The sequence below is a fragment of the Bacillus sp. DB-2 genome (genome assembly GCF_003315125.1).
GTDB classification, from domain to species: Bacteria; Bacillota; Bacilli; order Bacillales; family Bacillaceae_G; genus Bacillus_A; species Bacillus_A mycoides.
The window spans coordinates 294,020-313,366 of record NZ_QNRN01000007.1; the positions used below are offsets into that span (position 1 = coordinate 294,020).

Here is a 19,347-nt window from a genome sequence, read left to right on the forward strand (position 1 = left end):
TCATTTACAATATAGTCTTGGTCAAAATAGGATATGTGTGTGACTGGTAAAGGGAAACATGTACAAGTTGATTCGGAAAAAATGATGCAAACGTCTAAATATGGAGATGGAGAATGATTGAATTGGAAATGAGAGTGGAGCGTCTTAGTAGAGAAAAAACAGAGGATATTGTAGCATTATCTTCTTATATTGGCTGGGATTATAACAGAGAAGAAATTGAAACGATTTTTAATTCAGGTATTGTATATGGTGTGGTAAATGGGAGGGAAGAGCTTATTGCAAGCGCGGCAATTATATTATACGGGGAGACATTAGCGTCTATCGGAATGGTGATTGTACATCCAGATTATAAAGGGAGAGGGATTGGAAAGGCGATAACGGATTCATGCGTTAAAAGCGTATCAACTCAAACTCCAATTATGCTTATTGCTACGGATGAGGGGAAGCCTTTATATGAAAAACTAGGATTCAGGGCTGTTAGTTATGTTTCTAAATACATATGTAACTCGTACAATGCGAATTACCATTGTGTAGGAAATGAAGAGTATATTGTGAATTATGAAGAACGTGATTTAGAAGGAATAATACAAATAGATGAAGGTGCGTTTGGAACAAATAGAAAAGCGTTTTTAAAGAAAAGAATTATGCAAAGTGAACAGTGTATCGTTGAGAAGGATAAAGAACAAAATGTACTAGGATATGGTTTGAGTTTACAAACGTCAGAAAATAAAATAATAGGACCGGTAGTTGCTAAAAATGATGCGATGGCAATGAAAATTGTACATTATTTAGCAAAAGGGCATAATGGGAAATTAAGAATGGATGTACCAGAAGGAAAGAAAGATTTCGTGAAAGAGTTAGAGATTAGCGGTTTTCAAAAGGTTAATACACCGCCAATTATGATGGAAAATAGAGATCAATTTTTGAAAAGAAACGGAGAATTATATAGCATTGCAGCTCAAATTTTTGGATGAAAAAAGAATCCTTATAAAATAAAGGATTCTTTTTTGTAGTTAATCTATTCACGATATTGGTCATGAGTTGGTTGAAAGAGATCTTCCTCGATATCTCTCACCATAGAAAAATGATCAACATTATAATGACCGTGTAGAGTTTTATTATGATGACCAATAATTTGCTCTGCAGACAATACGTCAGAATGAGTTGTGGAATGACCATTTTTAATTAATGTAACGTCAAATCCTTGTACAGTAGCTGTTCTAACTGCGGTGTCAATACAATGTTCTGTTTTACATCCACCTATAACAATATGATTAATTTTTTCTTCTTTTAAAAGCTCAAGTAAAGAAGTGCCATAGAATGAGTTTGTTGCTGCTTTATTAATAAGGATTGCAGACTGAGGTACTTTAATTTGATTATGTACTTCAAATCCTACACCACTACCAGAAGCAACATCGATATCTCTTACGAAAACAATAAGGGCATTTGCATCTATTGCTTTCTGTACGGCTGTATTTAGTGTAGATAATAGCTCGGTTTTACGAAAAACTTCATTTTCTTGTTCATTTCCATCAATTAATTCTTGCTGAGCATCGATAATTAATAGTGCTTGTTTCATTCGATATCCCCTTTAATATAAAATAAATTCCACTTTACATATTCTTTTATATTGTAAGGAACTCCTCTTTTTTCTAAGAAGTAGACGATAGATTTACAAAGTTGTCAAATAAATTTCATTCTCATAGAGTATAAAAACATGTATGATAAGAAGTGGAGAATTTTTGAGTAGGTGGGAATATCATGCAAACAGTAGAAGATTATCTTTCATTCTTACATACGAAAGGATTTAAATTATCAGAGGAAGCACAAGGATTTATTATGTTCGGACAAGGATATACTGGTGCATCTGATGGGATAGTGAACGTAGCAATAGAAGCGACGATTAAACATCAATTACAGTTTGATGGCAGTTATTTTGTTGCGTTATTAGAACGCTTGAAAGAAGAAGAAATTACAGATAAAAAAAGCGCTAAGGCTTTTATGCGGAAGTTACAAGCGTAACTTCACGCAGCCCGCGCTTCTTTTTTCGTTTTGGAAGGTAGTTCAACAAAAACCATACCTAGGAAAATACATAGACATCCAATAATAGCAGAAATAGAAAGCTGTTCATTTGCTACTAGAACACCTGTCAATGCTGCAAAAACAGGCTCCATTGCGAAGATTATTGCTACTCTCGTTGGAGAAGTGTGTTTTTGTGCAGAAGTTTGAATGAAAAAGGCAATTGATGTCGCAAATAGGGAAGTTAGAAATAGAGCGAATAAAAAGGATTGATTCGTCCATAGTGAAACTGAAAATAATTTTTCCCAATCTTCAAACAAAAAAGCGCAAATAGAAGAAAATATACCGACAGCTAATACTTGAGAGGTGCTTAGTAATAAAGGTGATATTTTCTTAGAAAAGAAACCGTTAACAAGAATATGGGCAGCAAAAGCAACTGCACAACCGAGAACGAGTATATCTCCAATGTTTAATTGAAAAGAATCACCAGCCGTTAATAAGTATAAACCTGCTGTTGCTACAGCAATACCAAGTACGATGAAAATTGTAGCCCGCTGTTTTAAAAAGATAAAAGATAGGATTGGAACCATAACGATGCTAAGTCCAGTTAAGAAACCAGCTTTTGAAGAGGTTGTATAAAGTAAGCCGAATGTTTGTAATAAATAGCCAACACATAAAAAGAATCCAACAATCAATCCAGCGAGACTACTCTGTTTTATATCTTGTTTTGAAGTTTTTTGTGAGAAAATCATTTGAACGAATAATAAAATAATTCCAGCGAATAAAAAGCGAATCCCATTAAAAGTAAATGGACCAACGAAAGACATAGCATTTTGGACGACAACAAACGTAGCTCCCCAAATAAAAGAGACAAATAATAAAGCAAGAGGAGCAATCCAATCTTTTTTCACACTCATACCCCCGTTAATTTTGTAAGATAGCTTTTCTAGCTAATTCATCAGCAACTTTATTTTGACTACTTGGAATCCACTTAATAAAAAAGAGATCGAAACTTTTTATGTACTGTAGTGCTTCCTCTAATAGTGGTGCAAATATTTTATTTTTTGCGTATTCTTTTTCGACAGCTCGCTCGACAAGCTGCGAATCGGTACGAAAAGAGACAATGTTATAATTATGCTTCGTGCAATATTTTAATGCCGCAAGTAAAGCGTGGTATTCTGCTTCATGATTGGACATTGTCCCAAGGGGCAATGCTAACTGTACAGCTGGTTGCACCCCTTTAATAAACACTCCTGCACCAGAAGGACCAGGATTTCCTTTTGATGCACCATCAATATATACTTCAATCAAAATGAGAAACCTCCAAATTATAAGATGATCCCCTACTTATATGTTTCTTTGAAGTAGGGGATAGAGTAACTTAGCCGATTGTAATACTATAACGACATGTAAATGTTTCATTCGTTTGTAAAGATTGAATTCCTTTTTTTTCCTTGAAATCTTTTGCCGGATTTACTTCATCAGCAATCCCGTACCAAGGTTCAATACATAAGAAAGGTGCGTTCTCGCCTGGTGTCCATACACCGACAAATGGGAATCCGTCAAATTCTACTTTTACAAATTTATTATGTTTATGAGAACGAATAGAGATTTCATCCGTATTCATATTTTCAAAAATAAGTGCATCATTTTTGAATAAATCGTATGTAAGTGGTAATTCATTCGTATTTTCAGCGATTAATTGCTTTTTACTTGAAAGATAAGGTCCTTCTAATACGCTTGTTTCTAAGCGTTCAGAACCATTAAATGATAAATGATAATCTGTAAATGATTCGCCCTCTAATAAGGGGAAGTTGAAACCAGGATGTGCTCCGATTGAGAAGAACATCTCTTTTGAAGTAGGGTTATTTACTTCATATGTTACATGAACGATTTGTCCATCTAGCTCATAAGAAACGAGTAATTCGAATTCGTATGGGTATTTTTTTAATGTTTCTTCATTACTAGTAACAATATAAGTAATATTCGTTTCACTTTGTTCTTTTACAGAGAATGTAAGATCACGAGCAAAGCCGTGTTGTGTTAAAGAATATGGTTTACCATCTACGTAGTATGTATTATCTACTAATCGGCCGACAATTGGGAATAAAATTGGTGCGCGGCGCCCCCAATAAGTAGAATCGCCTTGCCATAAGTATTCAGTGTTATCTTCTTTTAAGCGAACGCTTTGTAATTCTGCACCTTTGTCAGAAATGGAAACGATCACTTTTTCATTTTGAATTGTTGCTGTCATGAAGTGAAACCTCCTAAATCTTTCATATGTTTTATTATACGTTGTCCAAAAGAAAAAAGGTAGTAAATGATAGGAATCTATTGACGAAAGAGTGCCTATTGCGTAAAATATAATCTTGTTGCTTAAAAACGAATAACGTGGTTCGAAACCATCCCACGGAAAAAAACTAAGGAGATTTTGTCATGAATATAAGGACATTAGTCGGTAATGGTATTTTAGCGGCATTATATATTGCTGTTTCTATGCTTATTCAGCCATTTGGCTTTACGAGTGTACAGTTTCGTATTTCAGAGATGTTTAATCATCTCGTTGTATTCAATAAGAAAGCAATTTACGGGATTGTATTAGGTGTATTTTTAACGAATCTCTTTTTCTCACCTATGATCGCTTATGATTTAGTATTTGGAGTAGGGCAATCCATTCTTGCATTACTTGCAACTATTATTTCTATGCGCTTCATTAAAGGTGTTTGGGCTCGTATGATTTTTAATACAGTTATTTTTACAGTCACAATGTTTATGATTGCAATTGAACTTCATCTTGCGTTTGATCTGCCATTTTTATTGACATGGCTAACTTGTGCAGTTGGTGAATTTGTTGTAATGGCAATTGGTATGCCTGTAATGTACTGGATTAATAAGCGAGTGCAATTTGAAAGATTTATGCAATAGATGAAAGAGCTGTCCTTACTTAGGATGGCTCTTTTTGTATGTGATTAAATTGTATATAATACTGTGACTCTTGATAAAATATAATAAAATAAAGTGAAACTTTAATCAGTGGGGGGACCCCACTGATTATTAGCCCGCACCAATCGGGCATTTACGGACAGCCCGACTCCCGCCTAACTTCTTTGCTTTCGTTAAATTTTAAGGTGGGAGTCTTACTGGCCGCAAATAGCGGGATAAATATAAGAAGTCTTATAAAAGGGGAATCTAGTATGAAATATAAAATACATTGGTTGTATAAAACGAAGCGTGGTTTACAAACTGAATTAACAACAGATTATATGAACATAGAAGAAGTGCTTCAATTTGCGGAGGATTTTGAGAAAACAGGTAGGGTGAAAGAACTTTTATTTTTCGATGAAATGGACGCGGAATGGTCATTAAAAGAAATGAAAAAACTGAGTAAGCAAGTGGAGGAAGATCCGCAAGAAATTCAAGTTTATTTTGATGGTGGTTATGATGTGCAGACGAAAGAAGCTGGGGTTGGTATATGTGTATACTATAAAAAAGGAAATACAAATTACCGAATTCGTCGCAATGCATACATAGAAGGCATATATGATAATAACGAAGCGGAGTATGCAGCATTATTATACGGGATGAATACACTCGAGGAATTAGGAATTAAATATGAAGCAGTTACACTTCGTGGAGATTCTCAAGTTGTACTGCAGCAATTAGCTGGTGAATGGCCTTGCTATGATGAACATTTAAATCATTACTTAGACCAAATTGAACAAAAAGCGAAGCAAATGAAATTAAAGCTTATTTGTGAACCGATATCTAGAAAACAAAATAAAGAGGCACATCAATTAGCAGCGCAAGCATTAGAAGGGACGACAATTGATAGTCATAAAGAAATAACCGAATAGAGAGGTGCACACGTGAAGAAGAAGCAACTCATTACAGAGGTAAATGACTTATTAGAAACGTATTGCGGAGGGTGTTTCCTGCAGGAACATAATCGGAAAAATCATAGTAAATACTATGCCCATTCTTTTTGTATACGGCAATGTACGGTTGGAGAGAAGTTGAAAAAGTATGGGGAGCAATTGTCATAAAAAAACATCCAGAGAATTTTCTCTGGATGTTTTTTAGTGCTTCGCTTCGTGCAATTGATGCTCGCATTTACTTAATTTTTTTTCTTCATTCATTAGAAATGGCTCATCTAAATCCGTTGCAACGGATTTCATGATTTCAAGCTGAGAACGAGCCGATTCTACTGCAGTAGTGGCATGCTCTAATGTGTCTGGATCCATTGAAATTGTTGCAGAACCTACCATTTTTTGTGCAGTTTCTACACGGAATTTTACTTCTTCAAAATCATTTACATGTGACCCCATTGTTATTGCCTCCTTTGTATTTTGCGCATTTCACATAGTTTTTGCTCTGGAAAACGGAAATATACAAAGGAATAACAAAGGAGGTTACCAAGTAAGGTAACCTCCTGTCATATGTGGGATTAAAGTTTTGCTACGTTAGCAGCTTGAGGTCCACGGTTTCCTTCAGTAATGTCGAAAGATACTTCTTGACCTTCCTCTAAAGCTTTGTAGCCGTCGCTTTGAATAGCAGAGAAATGTACGAATACATCTTCAGAGCCTTCCATTTCGATAAATCCAAAACCTTTTTCATTGTTAAACCATTTTACTTTTCCTTGCATGTCACAATTCCTCCTAAAAACGATTCCTTTTTTCATTTAGTGAAATTCATCAAAAAATAATATAAATAAAAAATGCTATATTCTCGAATATTCTGCCAAATGATTAATTTAAATATACATGAATTGGTAGAATTTAGTCAAGTAAGCGTTTTTAAAATTTTGTATTTTGAATTAATTTTTTCTCGAATTTTTAAAAAGGTATAGGACAAGCCGAGTATGTAATATTCTTAAGTGAATGCTGTACATAATGAGGTGAAAGAATGGATGAGTCTTATTTATTAGATAATGAAGGGATGAAAAATAGAGTCGACATACCGAATTGGGTTGCAAAAGAATTTCATGATTTTTCGAATGTCGTGCTAGAACCAACTTTTCCGTGTTATTTCGGTTTAACAGCTTTGAAAAAGAATGAACTTCGTTATTCATTTCTCTCTCATAATGATTGGGGGCATTTACCCAATACAATGTTATCTTTTTTGGAGTTAATGAAAGAACGGCCAATTGTAAGAAGAGGCTTTTTTCTTTTTGTAGAGCCGGAATGTGAAGAGAAATCAATCGAATATTATCGAGATTATTTTTGGAAAGTACTACAATATTTACATGAAAACGATGATCAAACATGGCCGAAGCAAATTCCTGAAGATCCAGATCATTATTTATGGGAATTCTCATTTGGTGGTGAACCGATTTTTGCGTTTGGAAATGCGCCGGCTTATAAACAGCGAAAGACTAGGCATTTAGGAAATTCTCTCGTTATTGGATTCCAGCCACGAACTATTTTCGAGGGATTAGAAGGAGATCGTCCTAAAGGGTCGTATTCAAGACAAATGGTCCGTGAACGAGTTGAAAAGTGGGATCAGTTGCCGAAGCACCCTAACATTAGTCACTACGGCGATCCTAAACATCGTGAATGGAAACAATATTTCATAGGGGATGATATTGAGCCGGTTAAAGGTAAATGTCCTTTTCATCATAGAGTAGAGAAATAAGAGCCATCAACTGATGGCTCTTTTGTATATTTTGGATAAAAAAGGGTATTGTATTAGTGAATAATTTTTATGAAAGCTAGTCTATTTTCTATATTTGCATCATTACTTAATAGTAAAAGAAGTAGAAAGGATAGAGCGATGTTTGGAGCAATTATACAACAAATAGTATTGGGTATTTCATTAGCTGCGCCGGTAGGTCCAATTAATATTGAAATGTTAAAACGTGGAATTGAACGTGGATTTTGGCATGCGTGGATTGTTGGAATCGGAGGAATGACTGCTGATATTTTGTTTATGCTTCTTATTTATTTTGGTTTATCTTCTGTGTTTATGTATACATATGTACAAGCTTTTATGTACTGCACTGGGTTTTTCCTGTTATTTTATTTAGGATTTCAAAGTGTAAAACAAGGAATCTCCCACTCGAATATGGAATATAACAAAGAAGAGGTAGGTGGACTTAAACAATCTTTTATGGCGGGATTTTTAATTGCGATATCCAACCCATTAAATCTCGTTTTTTGGTTTGGTATATACGGAAGTACACTTAGCTCATTGCTTACAAAGGTAACGAAACAAGAAGCTTTTTTGTACAGTCTTTGCATTATTGTTGGTATTATTTTGTGGAACTTAAATATTGCTTTTTCTGTACATTTTGGAAGAACTTTATTAAAACCAAAAGCACTTGGCTATATTACAGCCGGAGCAGGTATTATTTTAGTAGGATATTCTATCCATTTTGCATACAAAGCTTTACAGTTGTTCACATAAGATTGAAGGGGAGATTTTTATGTATCGAACCACTATTGACGGAAAAGAAATTATCATCACGTTAGCACCAAAAATCCGAAAAGAAATTACTGACAGGAACCCATTATATGAAGCGGTATTTAAAAATGCAGCAAGGTTACTGCAAACGAAACAACCAACGTTTGCGGTAAATCATGAAGTATTTGGTCTCATTATTGGAGAAGTACAAAGAGGAGAAGTAACGGTGTTTGCAGTAGAACACATTATTCCGAAACAAAATATATTTGGTCCGAACACTTTTTTCTCGGCAATAGAACAGCAGGCAAATTTGTAAAGTGAATAAAATAAGAATGAAATAGAAAAAAATGGTCGTAACGATATGTTGCGGCTGTTTTTGTGGAAAAGGGGGAAGTAAGATGAAGAGAGTGGTGAAAGAGTTTTTTTTACAACATGATATTGTTATTATGTATAGTGTTTTATTAATTTTTATTATTATTTTAAAAATGCAATTTTTCACATGGATTGGTATGTTAGCGTGTATGTTTGGGATTGTTTTTTATACGTTTAACGAATATATGACACACCGTTTTTTATTCCATCTAAAGCCGCCTAAAAACGCATTTTTATTAAAAATGTTAAGAAGATTACATTATGATCATCACGTATATCCAGATGATTTAAAGCTTTTATTTTTGCCTGTATGGTTTAGTATACCTAGCTTTACTATATATTTACTTATAACGTATGGTATTACAAAAAGTGTTACTGTTACACTTTCATTCGGAATCGGAATGATTATCATGCTCCTCGTTTATGAATGGAAACATTATATTGCACATAAACCGATTCGTCCCTTCACTAAGTTTGGAAGATGGCTAAAAAAACAGCATATATTACACCATTATAAAAATGAAAAGTTTTGGTTTGGTGTTTCAAATCCAGTATTCGATTTTATATTTGGAACGCTTAAAGATGGAAAAGAAGTTGAATTAAGCGAAACAGCTCGTAATTTAGAAAAAGAGAAAAAGACAGAAGTGGTGCGATAAGCACTACTTTTTTTATCCCGATTGGTGTGGATTGAAGTACTCGAATTTTATGGTGAAAAAGTATATTAAAAACTTAGGGGAAAATGCCGAAAAATGTCTATCGAAAAATCTTTGCAGGAATGTACGGATTGTCTAAAATGAAAATGAGTTTCTGAATATTTATAAGATTTAGTTTTTAGGTATGCAAGGGGGAAGTGCATTTCAAGTAAGAGAGGGGACCAGAGAATGAAACGAGATGATACGTCAGCACGTAAGTTACAAAATGAGGTGAATTATACAGAGGTTGTTCAGTCAGAAGATTTTCAATTGCTATTAAATAAGAAAAAGAAGTTTATCGTTCCGATGAGTATTTTCTTTTTAAGTTTTTTTATTACATTACCTATTTTAACATCCTATTCAAAGGTGCTTAATACACCGGTATTTGGTGATGTTACATGGGCGTGGGTATTTGCATTTGCGCAATTTATAATGACATGGGCATTATGTATGATTTATAGCAAAAAAGCAGAATCCTTTGATGAAATCTCGCAAAAAATTCTGCAAGATATGCAACAAGGGAGGGGCTGACTTTGAATACAACCGCTTTTGCACTATTTTTAATTATCGTCCTTGGTACACTCGTTATCACGTATTTCGCATCGAAAAAAACGAAAAATGCGAGTGAATTTTATACGGCTGGAGGGGGATTAACTGGCTGGCAAAATGGTCTGGCTATTGCTGGGGATTACATGTCTGCTGCGTCATTTCTTGGTATAGCCGGAGCGATAGCGTTAACTGGGTTTGATGGGTTCTTTTATAGTATCGGCTTTTTAGTTGCTTATTTAGTTGTTCTATATCTTGTCGCAGAACCGCTTAGAAATTTAGGGAAGTACACGTTAGCGGATATGATTGCGGCACGTTTTGATGCGAAAAAAGTTCGTGGTATAGCAGCGCTTAATACGATGACGATTTCAATTTTTTATATGATTGCACAATTAGTTGGTGCGGGTGCACTTATTAAACTATTATTAGGTATTGAATATACAACATCTGTATTAATCGTAGGTACACTTATGACTGTGTATGTTATTTTTGGAGGAATGACAGCTACGAGCTGGGTTCAAATTGTAAAGGCTGTACTACTTATGGCAGGGACATTTATTATTTCTGTTATCGTTTTCTCCAAATTTAATTTCAGTGTGACTGAAATGTTCGCTCACATGAAAACAGCTACTCCATTAAAAGATTCGTTTTTAAATCCAGGAGTAAAGTATAAGGATGGTCTTGATACACTTTCTTTAAATTTAGGACTAGTCCTTGGTACAGCCGGATTACCACATATTCTTGTCCGCTTTTTTACAGTACGTGATGCAAAAACTGCACGTCAATCTGTTGTATATGCGACGTGGTTAATTGGCGCGTTTTATATTATGACAATTTTCTTAGGGTTTGGAGCAGCAGCGTTTGTAGGAAATGAGGCGATTATTAAAGCAAACCCTGCTGGTAATATGGCAGCACCTTTATTAGCAAAAGCATTAGGCGGAGATTTCTTATTTGCTTTCGTATCAGCAATTGCTTTTGCAACTATTTTAGCTGTAGTAGCAGGGCTTGTGTTAACAGCAGCATCAGCATTCGCGCATGATTTTTATAATGAGATTATCCGTAAAGGAAAATCAACGGAAAAAGAGCAAGTGTCAATGGCGCGTTATGCGTCTATTGGGGTGGCGATAGTATCTATTATACTTGCTTTATTTGCTCAAACATTAAACGTAGCATTTTTAGTATCACTAGCATTTGCAGTTGCAGCGAGTGCAAACTTACCGGTTATATTATTTACAATCTATTGGAAGCGTTTTAATACAACAGGAGCAATTTCTGGTATGATTGTTGGTCTTGTATCAGCGATTGTTCTCGTAGCGTTAAGTCCAAACGTTTGGAACCCAGTAGCTGGAAAAGCTATATTTGTTGGGGAAGCGATTTTCCCATATACGACACCTGGAATTATTTCAATTCCGCTTGGATTCCTTGCAGCATATTTAGGGACAGTTTTATCTAGTAAGAAAGAAGATGCAGCGAAATTTGATGAAATTCTTGTGAAATCTAATACTGGTCATGGTATTAGCGATGCGTCTTCACATTAAAAAAGAGGGGCTTTTCGATATATAAGAAAAGCTCCTTTTTCTTTTGTCATTTTATTGTAAATAATACTGCTTTGTAAGTAGGATTTGTCTTAATTTTGTGGAATGAAAATAGGCAGGGAGAAATTTAACTCATCATGGTACCAGCGCAGCTTTGTGAAAAATAAGTTGTTATGGAAGGTGGAAGAAATGATGAAGACAAAACAAACCGATGAATTATTAGCAAAAGATGAGCAATATGTGTGGCACGGAATGCGTCCCTTTAGCCCGAGTAGTACAATGATAGGGGCGAAAGCAGAAGGGTGCTGGGTTGAAGATATACAGGGGAAAAGATACTTAGATGGTATGAGTGGCCTTTGGTGTGTAAATAGTGGGTATGGAAGAAAAGAGCTCGCAGAGGCAGCTTATAAGCAATTGCAAACATTATCGTACTTTCCGATGTCACAATCACATGAACCAGCAATTAAGCTCGCTGAAAAGTTAAACGAGTGGCTTGGAGGAGAGTATGTTATATTCTTCTCTAATAGTGGTTCGGAAGCGAACGAAACAGCTTTTAAAATAGCAAGGCAATACTATGCTCAAAAAGGTGAACCGCATCGTTATAAATTTATGTCACGTTATCGTGGTTATCACGGAAACACAATGGCAACGATGGCGGCAACTGGCCAAGCACAGCGTAGATACCAATATGAGCCATTTGCTTCAGGTTTTTTACACGTAACGCCTCCAGATTGTTACCGCATGCCAGAAATGGAATCGCAAAATATTTATGATGTAGAATGTGTAAAAGAAGTAGATCGCGTTATGACATGGGAATTAAGTGAAACGATTGCAGCTTTTATTATGGAACCAATTATTACGGGCGGAGGCATTTTAATGCCGCCAAAAGACTATATGAAAGCTGTTCATGAAACGTGTCAAAAACACGGTGCACTACTCATTAGCGATGAAGTGATTTGCGGTTTCGGACGTACAGGAAAAGCATTTGGATTTATGAATTATGACGTTAAGCCTGATATTATTACGATGGCAAAAGGGATTACGAGTGCTTATTTACCGTTATCAGCGACAGCTGTGAAAAAAGAAATATATGAAGCATTTAAAGGGAAGGGAGAATATGAATTCTTCCGTCATATTAATACATTTGGTGGAAATCCAGCGGCTTGTGCATTAGCACTTAAAAACTTAGAGATTATGGAAAATGAAAATTTAATTGAGCGCTCTGCACAAATGGGTTCACTTTTATTAAATCAATTAAAAGAAGAAATTGGGGCACATCCGCTTGTTGGAAATATTAGAGGGAAAGGGCTATTAGTTGGAATCGAACTAGTAAATGATAAAGCGACGAAAGAACCAATTGATAATGACAAAATTGCAAGTGTTGTAAATGCTTGTAAAGAAAAAGGGCTCATTATCGGACGCAACGGTATGACAACAGCAGGGTATAATAACGTATTAACATTAGCACCGCCGCTCGTTATTTCAGGTGAAGAAATTGCTTTTATTGTCGGAACGTTGAAGACAGCGATGGAACGTATTTAATAAATAGAACGAGAGGAGCGAGCTGTAATATAAGGCTCGCTTTTGTTTATTAGGAGGAGCTTTTAATGGAGAAATATGATCCTAACAAACATTATCACATCGGATATTATGAAGATGGTTATGATTTAGAAGTGACAGCGTACAAAAGAATAAATGAACCAGTTTGGGATGCTTATATTCCGCACTATGAGGCAGGCGACTTTTATAAGAAGGTGGAGAAGATGAAGCTAGGTGAATATATAGATGATTACGGCATTATGGTGTATTCATTTAGTAATGATATGGATGATGAAGAAGCACGCTCCATTTTTGAAAAATGGTTGAAAACGAATGGAATTGTTTAAAGAGAAAATGAAAAAGGAGATTGCTATCTTTTAAGATAGCAATCTCCTTTTATTATAGTAAACTTATTTACTTGCTTTCATTGCTTTATCTTTTGCACCAAAAGTGTATTTTAACATTGGTGGTGTAATCATCGTTGTTAAAATAACTACGATAACGATTGCTGTAAAGTAATCTTGTGCTAATAGGCCAGAAGAAAGTCCTGTTCCTGCGATGATAAGTGCAACTTCACCACGAGAAACCATACCAGCACCGATAATTGCAGAAGACTTTGCATCAAATCCAGTGATTCGTGCACCGAATCCACAACCGATTAGTTTTGTGAATACAGCGATAACTGTTAATGCTAAGATGAACCAAATTTGATCGCCAATACCGTCAAATGTAATATTCATACCGATACTAACAAAGAATACTGGAACGAACATAGCGTAAGCAATTGGTTCTACTTTCTTTTCTACTTCATGTTTGTAGTTCGTTTGAGAAATAGCGATACCAGCTGCGAAAGCACCGATAATACCAGCAATTCCTAATAGTTCGCCGAAGTATGCGAATGAGAAACAGATGATAAGTGCAGCACTAACGATAGACTCAGATACGCGAAGTGGTGATAACCAGCGCATGATTGCTGGAACACCTTTCCAACCAATTAAAATGATAGAAGCAAAGAATACTACTTTCTTCAAGATAATCATTGTTAAGTTAACGTCATCTGTGCCTAAGAAGCTCATTGCAAATGCTAATAAAATAACAACAAGAATGTCATCAAATACAGCGGCTCCAAGCATCGTCGTACTTTCACGTGTTTTCATTTTACCTAAATCACGAAGTGTTTGAACGGAAATACTAACACTTGTTGCACATAGAAGTAATCCTAAAAAGACAGCATTCCCTTGTTCCATACCGACAACAAGACCGGCAACGTAACCACCTACGAATGGAAGAACGATACCTCCAAGTGCAACAGCTAAAGAAGAATTACGATTTGCGTTTAATTCTTCTAAGTCTGTTTCAAGTCCTGCCATAAACATTAAAAGAATAACTCCGACATTACTTAATTGTGTTAGAAGCTCTGAATTTTCAATCCATCCGAATATAGCTGGACCGATAACGATACCAACAATTAATTTACCGAGTACAGAAGGTTGACCTAATCTAACACTAAGGTCACCAGCAAGCTTTGTACTTAATAAAATAAGTGCAATTTGAAAGAAAAATTCGAATTCCATTTGATCCTCTCCTCATCACTTTTTATTTTTATCATACGATTTCTCGGAATTTGCCTAATGATAATATGTAAAGATCCATTAAACAAAGGGTCTATTTACGAGTTCTTTTGAACTTGTAATTTGAACCTGTAATTAATATATAATAAAATTTATTAAAAATCAATGAAAAAATAGCAGATTTTCATGAGAGGATTCGTTTTAGAAACGGGGGATATAGATATATAATAGGAAGTAATAAAGTTTACAAATAATGAATGGAGAAAGAAAAATGTTATTAAATCAACGTTTTACAATTGGGGAAATGGCGAAAATGCATAATATAGCGGAATCTACATTACGTTATTATGATGAAAAAGGGATTTTTCATCCGTCAATTGTTGACCCTCAAACCAATTATCGTTATTACACAATTGATCAGTTTTCACTATTAGATACGATTAAATTTTTACGCCAATTGAACATCCCGTTAAAGGAAATAAAGAAATATATTGATGAACGAAATCCATCTTATGCGCTGAATTTACTTGAAAAACAACAAAAAATGATGCTGAAAAAACAAAGAGAAATTGAGTATGCTTTGGCAAAAATGGAACATAAAATCCATTTAATGAAGAAAGCGACGAAATCTGAAGCAAATCAAATTATTTATAAAAAGATACCGAAACGAAAAATTACAGCAATTGCAGTTGCACCAAATACAACGGATGATATGTTTGAATATTATATCCATTCGTTGCAAAAAAATATGAAGCAAATTGATAATAGTTTATTTTCAGGTGATATCGGTGTAACAGTTTCAAAAAAAGCATTAATGCAAAATGAGTTTCAAGCATATAACAGTGTGTTTATTTTATTGGATTACATGCCTTTTGAAGCGCATACTTCAGATGAAATAAAAGAAGGGATATTTGCCTGTTCTTATCATCATGGACCATATGAAGAAACAGACGCAACGTATACGGAATTATTAAAGCACATTGATAACGAAGGATATGAAGTGTGCGGAGATGCACTGGAACTTGCATTAATTGATTGGTCCGTAACAGAAAATCCGAAGGAGCAAGTAACGGAAATTCAAATACCTGTTGTAAAAAAATAGGCTTATATATTTTTCGATTCTCTATTGACCTTCAAGTAACTTGAAGGTTTAAACTGTGAACAGAGCATTGAAAAAGGAGCATTTATATGATGGAAACAACAGAAAAATTAAGAGAAAAACCAATTAAAAGTTTATTTATTACGTATTTAATACCAGCTGTTCTTGGGATGGTATTAATGTCGGTTAATATTGTGATTGATGCAGTCATGATTAGTAGAGGAGTTGGAGCGAACGGTTTAGCCGGAGTAAACGTAGCTATTCCAGCATTTTCAATTTTCTTCTCTATTTCATTATGGATTGGAATGGGCGGAGCCACGCTATATTCCATTGCACTAGGTGAAAATAAACTGGAAAGAGCAAGGTCTATCTTTACTCAATCTATGACAGTAGCAGTTGTTATCGTTGGCGTTTTAGCGGCTATTTGCTTATGGAGAATAAAAGATTTAGCATATTTATTTGGTGCGAATGAAGTGATTTTACCATACGCATTAGACTATTTACAGGTGTTATTAACATTTGGAATGATATACGTTTTAGAAAATATTTTAAGTACATTTATACGAAATGACGGAAATCCTAATTTAGCAATGGCAGGTCTTGTTGTAACGGCTGTATTAAATATAGTGTTCGACTATATTTTTATTTTCATCTTTGGATGGGGTGTAACTGGTGCTGCTTCAGCTACTATTCTTTCGGCGGCAATTGGTTTCCTTGTATTATTAACTCACTTCTTTAGAAAAAGTAGTATTTTAAAATGGACGAAATTCCATTTTGAATGGGATACGGTTAAACAAATTATGGTGATCGGTTTCCCAAGTTTTACAGCAGAAAGTACAGTTGCAATCGTAACAATCGGTTTTAACATTGCATTCGTTCAATATGCAGGAGAAATAGGAGTCGCTTCCTATGCGATGGTGAATAGTATTCATGCAATGACATTACTATTATTCTTCGGTGTTGGTGCAGCATTACAACCAATCGCTAGTTTCCATTACGGTGCAAACTTATCAGAAAGATTGCGTGAAGGATTACAGTTTGCTGTGAAAATTGCGCTTGTACTCGGAGGCATTGCGATTGTTGTCGGTTTATTCTTTGGGAAATATATTATAGGTTTATTTAATGTTCAATCGCCAGAACTATTGGAGTTAACGTTAACAGGTATTAGTTTATTCTTTATTCAATATGTATTTTTAGGCTATAACATTGTGTATGGAGAGTATTTCCAATCAGTGCGACAAACGAAAAAATCAGTACTTATAATAATGAGCCGAGGTTTACTATTTGTTATCCCATTGTTATGGATTATGCCAAAAGTATTTGGTATAAACGGAATTTGGCTCGTTATGCCAGTAGCGGAAGTATTGACAGCAATTATCGTATTTACGATGAATCGTATGAAACATCCTGTTCCGTTAAACATGGCGAGAGAGAAAAAAGTAATATAGTGAAGAAAATCCCCTTGAACAAGTAAGGGGATTTTTTTTCATTCTTTTAAACTAATCGCAAAAGATCCATCTGTCTCCTGCACAGAAGCGAAAGCCACATTTTTAATATTTGTAACGCCTTTCTCCATTAACTCTGCATGTAACCACTTTTCATTTTTATGGATTAATTTTAAGTTATCGTATTGAATTTGTGAATCAACGATAAGAGCAATTGGTAAGCCTGCATACTTAACATTTATATTCAAATCTTTTGGAGTCAGAGGCACAAGTTCTCTTTTTGGTAAAATACTAATAGCTCCATTCGCTTCTAATATCGCATACTCAATTTCATGAACACTTGGATATCCTGCGACGCGAAGGTTAGAAAGCAATTCAGGGATCGGATATCTACTTTTTTGTAAGTTCTCAAAAATAATATCACCATGTTTAATTAAAATAATGGGGTGTCCGAGAATAAAACGATTTAGTTTGTTGAGTAGGCTTAATTTTGTAAGAAGCAAATGCAAACATGTAATAACGACCATACCGAGAAATGCTTGTAAAGCACCAGCGACTGGTATGGCTTGAAAAGCTAAATAAGATAAAAAGATAATAGCCCCAAAATCATGAGGAGTTAGTTGTGCTAATGCAGATTTACCAAGTAGCTTAAGTGATAGTAAAAATAAGATGAAAAAGAATGATACGTTACATAAAAAGAGAAGCAATAGGGACACTCCTTCGTGCGAAGTTGTACTTACTATTCCCGAAATTAATAGAAATATTACCTTTTGGAGGATAAATTAGGCTTAATTGGAATTTGTCTGTATACAAACGAATAACTGGATATTATGATGAAGGAAGTAAAGGGAATAGGGGTATATGGATATGAGAAAGAAGAAAATAATCAAGTATATTTTAGTTGTTATAATGATTTGCGCCGTATATGCGGGGTTTTTACAATATAACATTTATAAGCATGGGCATATGAATGCAATTGATGATGCGGATTATATAATTGTACTAGGATCGAAAGTAAATGGAACAAAACCTTCTTATTCATTGCAATATCGTATTGATAAAGCAGCTGAGTATTTAAAATTACATGATAAAACAATTGCTATTGTATCTGGAGGCCAAGGAAAAGGTGAAGATATTACAGAAGCATTAGCGATGAAACAAGGATTAATGAAACAAAATATTGCAGAAGACCGCATTATAATGGAAGATAAGTCGACGAGCACAGATGAAAATATTAAATTCTCAAAACCGTTAATTCCAGCCAATATGAAAAAAGGTATGATCGTAACAAACGATTTCCATATGTTTAGAGCGAAAAAAATAGCTGCAAAACAAGGTTTGCAATTAGAAGGGCTTCCGGCCAAAACACCGAAGCCAATTATCATTCCATCAAATGTGCGAGAATATTTAGCGATTACGCAATATTGGTTTATGAATCGAATATAGTTAAAGTAATCCCGCCCAAAATTTGAGGCGGGATTTATTTCGAGGAAAATCTTACAAAAATGTCATGTTCATGAAAGGTAAAGCGATAGTTTCTGGAAAGGTTTCCTGACATAATGAAGGTAACAAAAAACTTTAGAGGTGATTCGGTTGAAAGGAAATAATATTTTATCTTCGCTATGTTATTTTAGTATCTTTTTTGCACCATTTTTACTACCAATTATCGTTTACTTCGTTGCGGAAGATGAAGTGAAATATCATGCGAAAAAAGCATTCTGGTCACATGTTTTTCCGTACGCAATCTTATTTGGTGGATTAGCTTTATCAGGGGTATACGGTTTAAGTTTCAATCAGTCTGATAGCGTTGGAATTGGGATGGTTATAACGTATGCAGTGTTTATTTTAGTAGGGATTTACTACTTCATTTGGAATATTGTTAAAGGTATTAAAGTATTGAAAGCAGCTTAACAAGAATTGTATAACAATATATTAATTCGACGTTATTTAGCGATAGATTAATATATTGAAATTGCCGCTAATATAATTTCATTTACCATAATAAAAGATACTGTAAAAAAAGAGCAGTTCAAAATAATCTGTACCCTTTGTAAAGGACATTTTGAAAAAAGTTAGGCAACATCAAGAAGATGATTTCTGTATCCAACAGGAGTCATCTTTTTTAAATTC

At 34.7% G+C, this 19,347-nt stretch carries 25 protein-coding genes and 1 riboswitch; of the genes, 17 read left to right on the plus strand and 8 right to left on the minus strand.

Features of this window, described 5'->3' with window-relative positions; genetic code table 11:
• Nucleotides 1-113: 113 nt before the first annotated feature.
• A complete protein-coding gene (locus DET63_RS14630) occupies nucleotides 114-974 on the plus strand; it encodes a GNAT family N-acetyltransferase (RefSeq protein WP_113937085.1) in 861 nt (286 codons plus the stop codon).
• Between the two features lie 44 nt (nucleotides 975-1,018).
• Here the strand turns inward: DET63_RS14630 and DET63_RS14635 are convergent, their stop codons facing one another.
• The gene (locus DET63_RS14635) at nucleotides 1,019-1,579 is read right to left on the minus strand and encodes a cysteine hydrolase family protein (RefSeq protein ID WP_113937086.1); all 561 of its coding nucleotides are present in this window, start codon (nucleotides 1,577-1,579) and stop codon (nucleotides 1,019-1,021) included.
• Between the two features lie 182 nt (nucleotides 1,580-1,761).
• On the opposite strand from DET63_RS14635, the gene DET63_RS14640 reads away from it, so the two are divergent.
• Entirely contained in the window at nucleotides 1,762-2,022 is a 261-nt protein-coding gene (locus tag DET63_RS14640) for a DUF6123 family protein (RefSeq protein ID WP_001195213.1), read from the plus strand.
• Nucleotides 2,023-2,024: 2 nt separating this feature from the next.
• Here DET63_RS14640 and DET63_RS14645 read toward each other — a convergent pair whose 3' ends face one another.
• The 3 genes from DET63_RS14645 to DET63_RS14655 form a co-directional block, all read right to left on the minus strand.
• A complete protein-coding gene (locus DET63_RS14645; protein WP_002135344.1) occupies nucleotides 2,025-2,930 on the minus strand; it encodes a DMT family transporter in 906 nt (301 codons plus the stop codon).
• Between the two features lie 13 nt (nucleotides 2,931-2,943).
• The gene (locus DET63_RS14650; RefSeq protein ID WP_113937087.1) at nucleotides 2,944-3,330 is read right to left on the minus strand and encodes a reverse transcriptase-like protein; all 387 of its coding nucleotides are present in this window, start codon (nucleotides 3,328-3,330) and stop codon (nucleotides 2,944-2,946) included.
• Between the two features lie 70 nt (nucleotides 3,331-3,400).
• On the minus strand, nucleotides 3,401-4,273 hold the full coding sequence (locus DET63_RS14655; protein WP_002086548.1) for an aldose 1-epimerase family protein: 873 nt from the start codon (nucleotides 4,271-4,273) through the stop codon (nucleotides 3,401-3,403).
• A 131-nt stretch (nucleotides 4,274-4,404) separates the two neighbouring features.
• Nucleotides 4,405-4,449: riboswitch (PreQ1 riboswitch) on the plus strand.
• Between the two features lie 6 nt (nucleotides 4,450-4,455).
• Between DET63_RS14655 and DET63_RS14660 the strand changes: the two genes are divergently transcribed.
• The 3 genes from DET63_RS14660 to DET63_RS14670 all read left to right on the plus strand — a co-directional run bounded on the left by DET63_RS14660 (nucleotide 4,456) and on the right by DET63_RS14670 (nucleotide 6,062).
• Nucleotides 4,456-4,944, plus strand: coding sequence for a QueT transporter family protein (locus tag DET63_RS14660; RefSeq protein ID WP_002011909.1), 489 nt, complete (start codon nucleotides 4,456-4,458; stop codon nucleotides 4,942-4,944).
• Between the two features lie 269 nt (nucleotides 4,945-5,213).
• Entirely contained in the window at nucleotides 5,214-5,873 is a 660-nt protein-coding gene (locus DET63_RS14665; protein ID WP_002126525.1) for a ribonuclease H family protein, read from the plus strand.
• 12 nt (nucleotides 5,874-5,885) lie between these two features.
• On the plus strand, nucleotides 5,886-6,062 hold the full coding sequence (locus DET63_RS14670; RefSeq protein WP_002011906.1) for a zinc-finger domain-containing protein: 177 nt from the start codon (nucleotides 5,886-5,888) through the stop codon (nucleotides 6,060-6,062).
• 33 nt (nucleotides 6,063-6,095) lie between these two features.
• Here DET63_RS14670 and DET63_RS14675 read toward each other — a convergent pair whose 3' ends face one another.
• Both DET63_RS14675 and cspB read right to left on the minus strand, forming a co-directional pair.
• Nucleotides 6,096-6,344 carry a DUF2564 family protein gene (locus tag DET63_RS14675; RefSeq protein ID WP_002011905.1) on the minus strand — a complete coding sequence of 83 codons (249 nt, stop codon included), beginning with the start codon at nucleotides 6,342-6,344 and terminating at the stop codon, nucleotides 6,096-6,098.
• A gap of 119 nt (nucleotides 6,345-6,463) precedes the next feature.
• Complete coding sequence (gene cspB / locus DET63_RS14680; RefSeq protein WP_002011904.1) at nucleotides 6,464-6,661, minus strand: cold shock-like protein CspB; 198 nt, start codon at nucleotides 6,659-6,661, stop codon at nucleotides 6,464-6,466.
• Nucleotides 6,662-6,921: 260 nt separating this feature from the next.
• On the opposite strand from cspB, the gene DET63_RS14685 reads away from it, so the two are divergent.
• From DET63_RS14685 to DET63_RS14720, 8 genes are all read left to right on the plus strand, one after another.
• Complete coding sequence (locus tag DET63_RS14685; protein ID WP_113937088.1) at nucleotides 6,922-7,650, plus strand: YqcI/YcgG family protein; 729 nt, start codon at nucleotides 6,922-6,924, stop codon at nucleotides 7,648-7,650.
• Nucleotides 7,651-7,788: 138 nt separating this feature from the next.
• A complete protein-coding gene (locus DET63_RS14690) occupies nucleotides 7,789-8,421 on the plus strand; it encodes a LysE family transporter (protein ID WP_002086541.1) in 633 nt (210 codons plus the stop codon).
• A 19-nt stretch (nucleotides 8,422-8,440) separates the two neighbouring features.
• Nucleotides 8,441-8,734, plus strand: coding sequence for a hypothetical protein (locus DET63_RS14695; protein ID WP_002086539.1), 294 nt, complete (start codon nucleotides 8,441-8,443; stop codon nucleotides 8,732-8,734).
• An 82-nt stretch (nucleotides 8,735-8,816) separates the two neighbouring features.
• Entirely contained in the window at nucleotides 8,817-9,446 is a 630-nt protein-coding gene (locus tag DET63_RS14700; protein WP_002086538.1) for a sterol desaturase family protein, read from the plus strand.
• A gap of 225 nt (nucleotides 9,447-9,671) precedes the next feature.
• Nucleotides 9,672-10,013: a DUF485 domain-containing protein gene (locus DET63_RS14705; RefSeq protein ID WP_002086537.1), complete on the plus strand. Its 342-nt coding sequence runs from the start codon at nucleotides 9,672-9,674 to the stop codon at nucleotides 10,011-10,013.
• Between the two features lie 2 nt (nucleotides 10,014-10,015).
• Complete coding sequence (locus tag DET63_RS14710) at nucleotides 10,016-11,566, plus strand: solute symporter family protein (RefSeq protein ID WP_113937089.1); 1,551 nt, start codon at nucleotides 10,016-10,018, stop codon at nucleotides 11,564-11,566.
• Between the two features lie 189 nt (nucleotides 11,567-11,755).
• Nucleotides 11,756-13,105, plus strand: a complete 1,350-nt coding sequence (locus DET63_RS14715) for an aspartate aminotransferase family protein (RefSeq protein WP_113937090.1) — start codon at nucleotides 11,756-11,758, stop codon at nucleotides 13,103-13,105.
• A 65-nt stretch (nucleotides 13,106-13,170) separates the two neighbouring features.
• A complete protein-coding gene (locus DET63_RS14720) occupies nucleotides 13,171-13,449 on the plus strand; it encodes a DUF3986 family protein (protein WP_113937091.1) in 279 nt (92 codons plus the stop codon).
• A gap of 63 nt (nucleotides 13,450-13,512) precedes the next feature.
• Here DET63_RS14720 and DET63_RS14725 read toward each other — a convergent pair whose 3' ends face one another.
• Nucleotides 13,513-14,676: a cation:proton antiporter gene (locus tag DET63_RS14725; RefSeq protein ID WP_002011888.1), complete on the minus strand. Its 1,164-nt coding sequence runs from the start codon at nucleotides 14,674-14,676 to the stop codon at nucleotides 13,513-13,515.
• 268 nt (nucleotides 14,677-14,944) lie between these two features.
• On the opposite strand from DET63_RS14725, the gene DET63_RS14730 reads away from it, so the two are divergent.
• Both DET63_RS14730 and DET63_RS14735 read left to right on the plus strand, forming a co-directional pair.
• The gene (locus DET63_RS14730; protein ID WP_113937092.1) at nucleotides 14,945-15,775 is read left to right on the plus strand and encodes a MerR family transcriptional regulator; all 831 of its coding nucleotides are present in this window, start codon (nucleotides 14,945-14,947) and stop codon (nucleotides 15,773-15,775) included.
• 89 nt (nucleotides 15,776-15,864) lie between these two features.
• Entirely contained in the window at nucleotides 15,865-17,220 is a 1,356-nt protein-coding gene (locus DET63_RS14735; RefSeq protein WP_113937094.1) for an MATE family efflux transporter, read from the plus strand.
• 38 nt (nucleotides 17,221-17,258) lie between these two features.
• Here the strand turns inward: DET63_RS14735 and DET63_RS14740 are convergent, their stop codons facing one another.
• Nucleotides 17,259-17,924: a DUF421 domain-containing protein gene (locus tag DET63_RS14740; RefSeq protein WP_002126540.1), complete on the minus strand. Its 666-nt coding sequence runs from the start codon at nucleotides 17,922-17,924 to the stop codon at nucleotides 17,259-17,261.
• Nucleotides 17,925-18,126: 202 nt separating this feature from the next.
• Between DET63_RS14740 and DET63_RS14745 the strand changes: the two genes are divergently transcribed.
• Nucleotides 18,127-18,663: a YdcF family protein gene (locus DET63_RS14745; RefSeq protein ID WP_306475273.1), complete on the plus strand. Its 537-nt coding sequence runs from the start codon at nucleotides 18,127-18,129 to the stop codon at nucleotides 18,661-18,663.
• 147 nt (nucleotides 18,664-18,810) lie between these two features.
• A complete protein-coding gene (locus tag DET63_RS14750) occupies nucleotides 18,811-19,128 on the plus strand; it encodes a magnetosome magnetite crystal formation protein family (RefSeq protein ID WP_002189054.1) in 318 nt (105 codons plus the stop codon).
• Nucleotides 19,129-19,347: the final 219 nt, after the last annotated feature.

What these genes read in the sequence shown, in the direction of transcription:
- DET63_RS14630 (WP_113937085.1), top strand. Translation starts at nt 114, where the DNA reads ATGATTGAATTGGAAATGAGAGTGGAGCGTCTTAGTAGAGAAAAAACA.
- DET63_RS14635 (WP_113937086.1), bottom strand. Translation starts at nt 1,579, where the DNA reads ATGAAACAAGCACTATTAATTATCGATGCTCAGCAAGAATTAATTGAT.
- DET63_RS14640 (WP_001195213.1), top strand. Translation starts at nt 1,762, where the DNA reads ATGCAAACAGTAGAAGATTATCTTTCATTCTTACATACGAAAGGATTT.
- DET63_RS14655 (WP_002086548.1), bottom strand. Translation starts at nt 4,273, where the DNA reads ATGACAGCAACAATTCAAAATGAAAAAGTGATCGTTTCCATTTCTGAC.
- DET63_RS14660 (WP_002011909.1), top strand. Translation starts at nt 4,456, where the DNA reads ATGAATATAAGGACATTAGTCGGTAATGGTATTTTAGCGGCATTATAT.
- DET63_RS14665 (WP_002126525.1), top strand. Translation starts at nt 5,214, where the DNA reads ATGAAATATAAAATACATTGGTTGTATAAAACGAAGCGTGGTTTACAA.
- DET63_RS14675 (WP_002011905.1), bottom strand. Translation starts at nt 6,344, where the DNA reads ATGGGGTCACATGTAAATGATTTTGAAGAAGTAAAATTCCGTGTAGAA.
- cspB (WP_002011904.1), bottom strand. Translation starts at nt 6,661, where the DNA reads ATGCAAGGAAAAGTAAAATGGTTTAACAATGAAAAAGGTTTTGGATTT.
- DET63_RS14685 (WP_113937088.1), top strand. Translation starts at nt 6,922, where the DNA reads ATGGATGAGTCTTATTTATTAGATAATGAAGGGATGAAAAATAGAGTC.
- DET63_RS14690 (WP_002086541.1), top strand. Translation starts at nt 7,789, where the DNA reads ATGTTTGGAGCAATTATACAACAAATAGTATTGGGTATTTCATTAGCT.
- DET63_RS14695 (WP_002086539.1), top strand. Translation starts at nt 8,441, where the DNA reads ATGTATCGAACCACTATTGACGGAAAAGAAATTATCATCACGTTAGCA.
- DET63_RS14700 (WP_002086538.1), top strand. Translation starts at nt 8,817, where the DNA reads ATGAAGAGAGTGGTGAAAGAGTTTTTTTTACAACATGATATTGTTATT.
- DET63_RS14705 (WP_002086537.1), top strand. Translation starts at nt 9,672, where the DNA reads ATGAAACGAGATGATACGTCAGCACGTAAGTTACAAAATGAGGTGAAT.
- DET63_RS14715 (WP_113937090.1), top strand. Translation starts at nt 11,756, where the DNA reads ATGAAGACAAAACAAACCGATGAATTATTAGCAAAAGATGAGCAATAT.
- DET63_RS14720 (WP_113937091.1), top strand. Translation starts at nt 13,171, where the DNA reads ATGGAGAAATATGATCCTAACAAACATTATCACATCGGATATTATGAA.
- DET63_RS14725 (WP_002011888.1), bottom strand. Translation starts at nt 14,676, where the DNA reads ATGGAATTCGAATTTTTCTTTCAAATTGCACTTATTTTATTAAGTACA.
- DET63_RS14730 (WP_113937092.1), top strand. Translation starts at nt 14,945, where the DNA reads ATGTTATTAAATCAACGTTTTACAATTGGGGAAATGGCGAAAATGCAT.
- DET63_RS14735 (WP_113937094.1), top strand. Translation starts at nt 15,865, where the DNA reads ATGGAAACAACAGAAAAATTAAGAGAAAAACCAATTAAAAGTTTATTT.
- DET63_RS14745 (WP_306475273.1), top strand. Translation starts at nt 18,127, where the DNA reads ATGATTTGCGCCGTATATGCGGGGTTTTTACAATATAACATTTATAAG.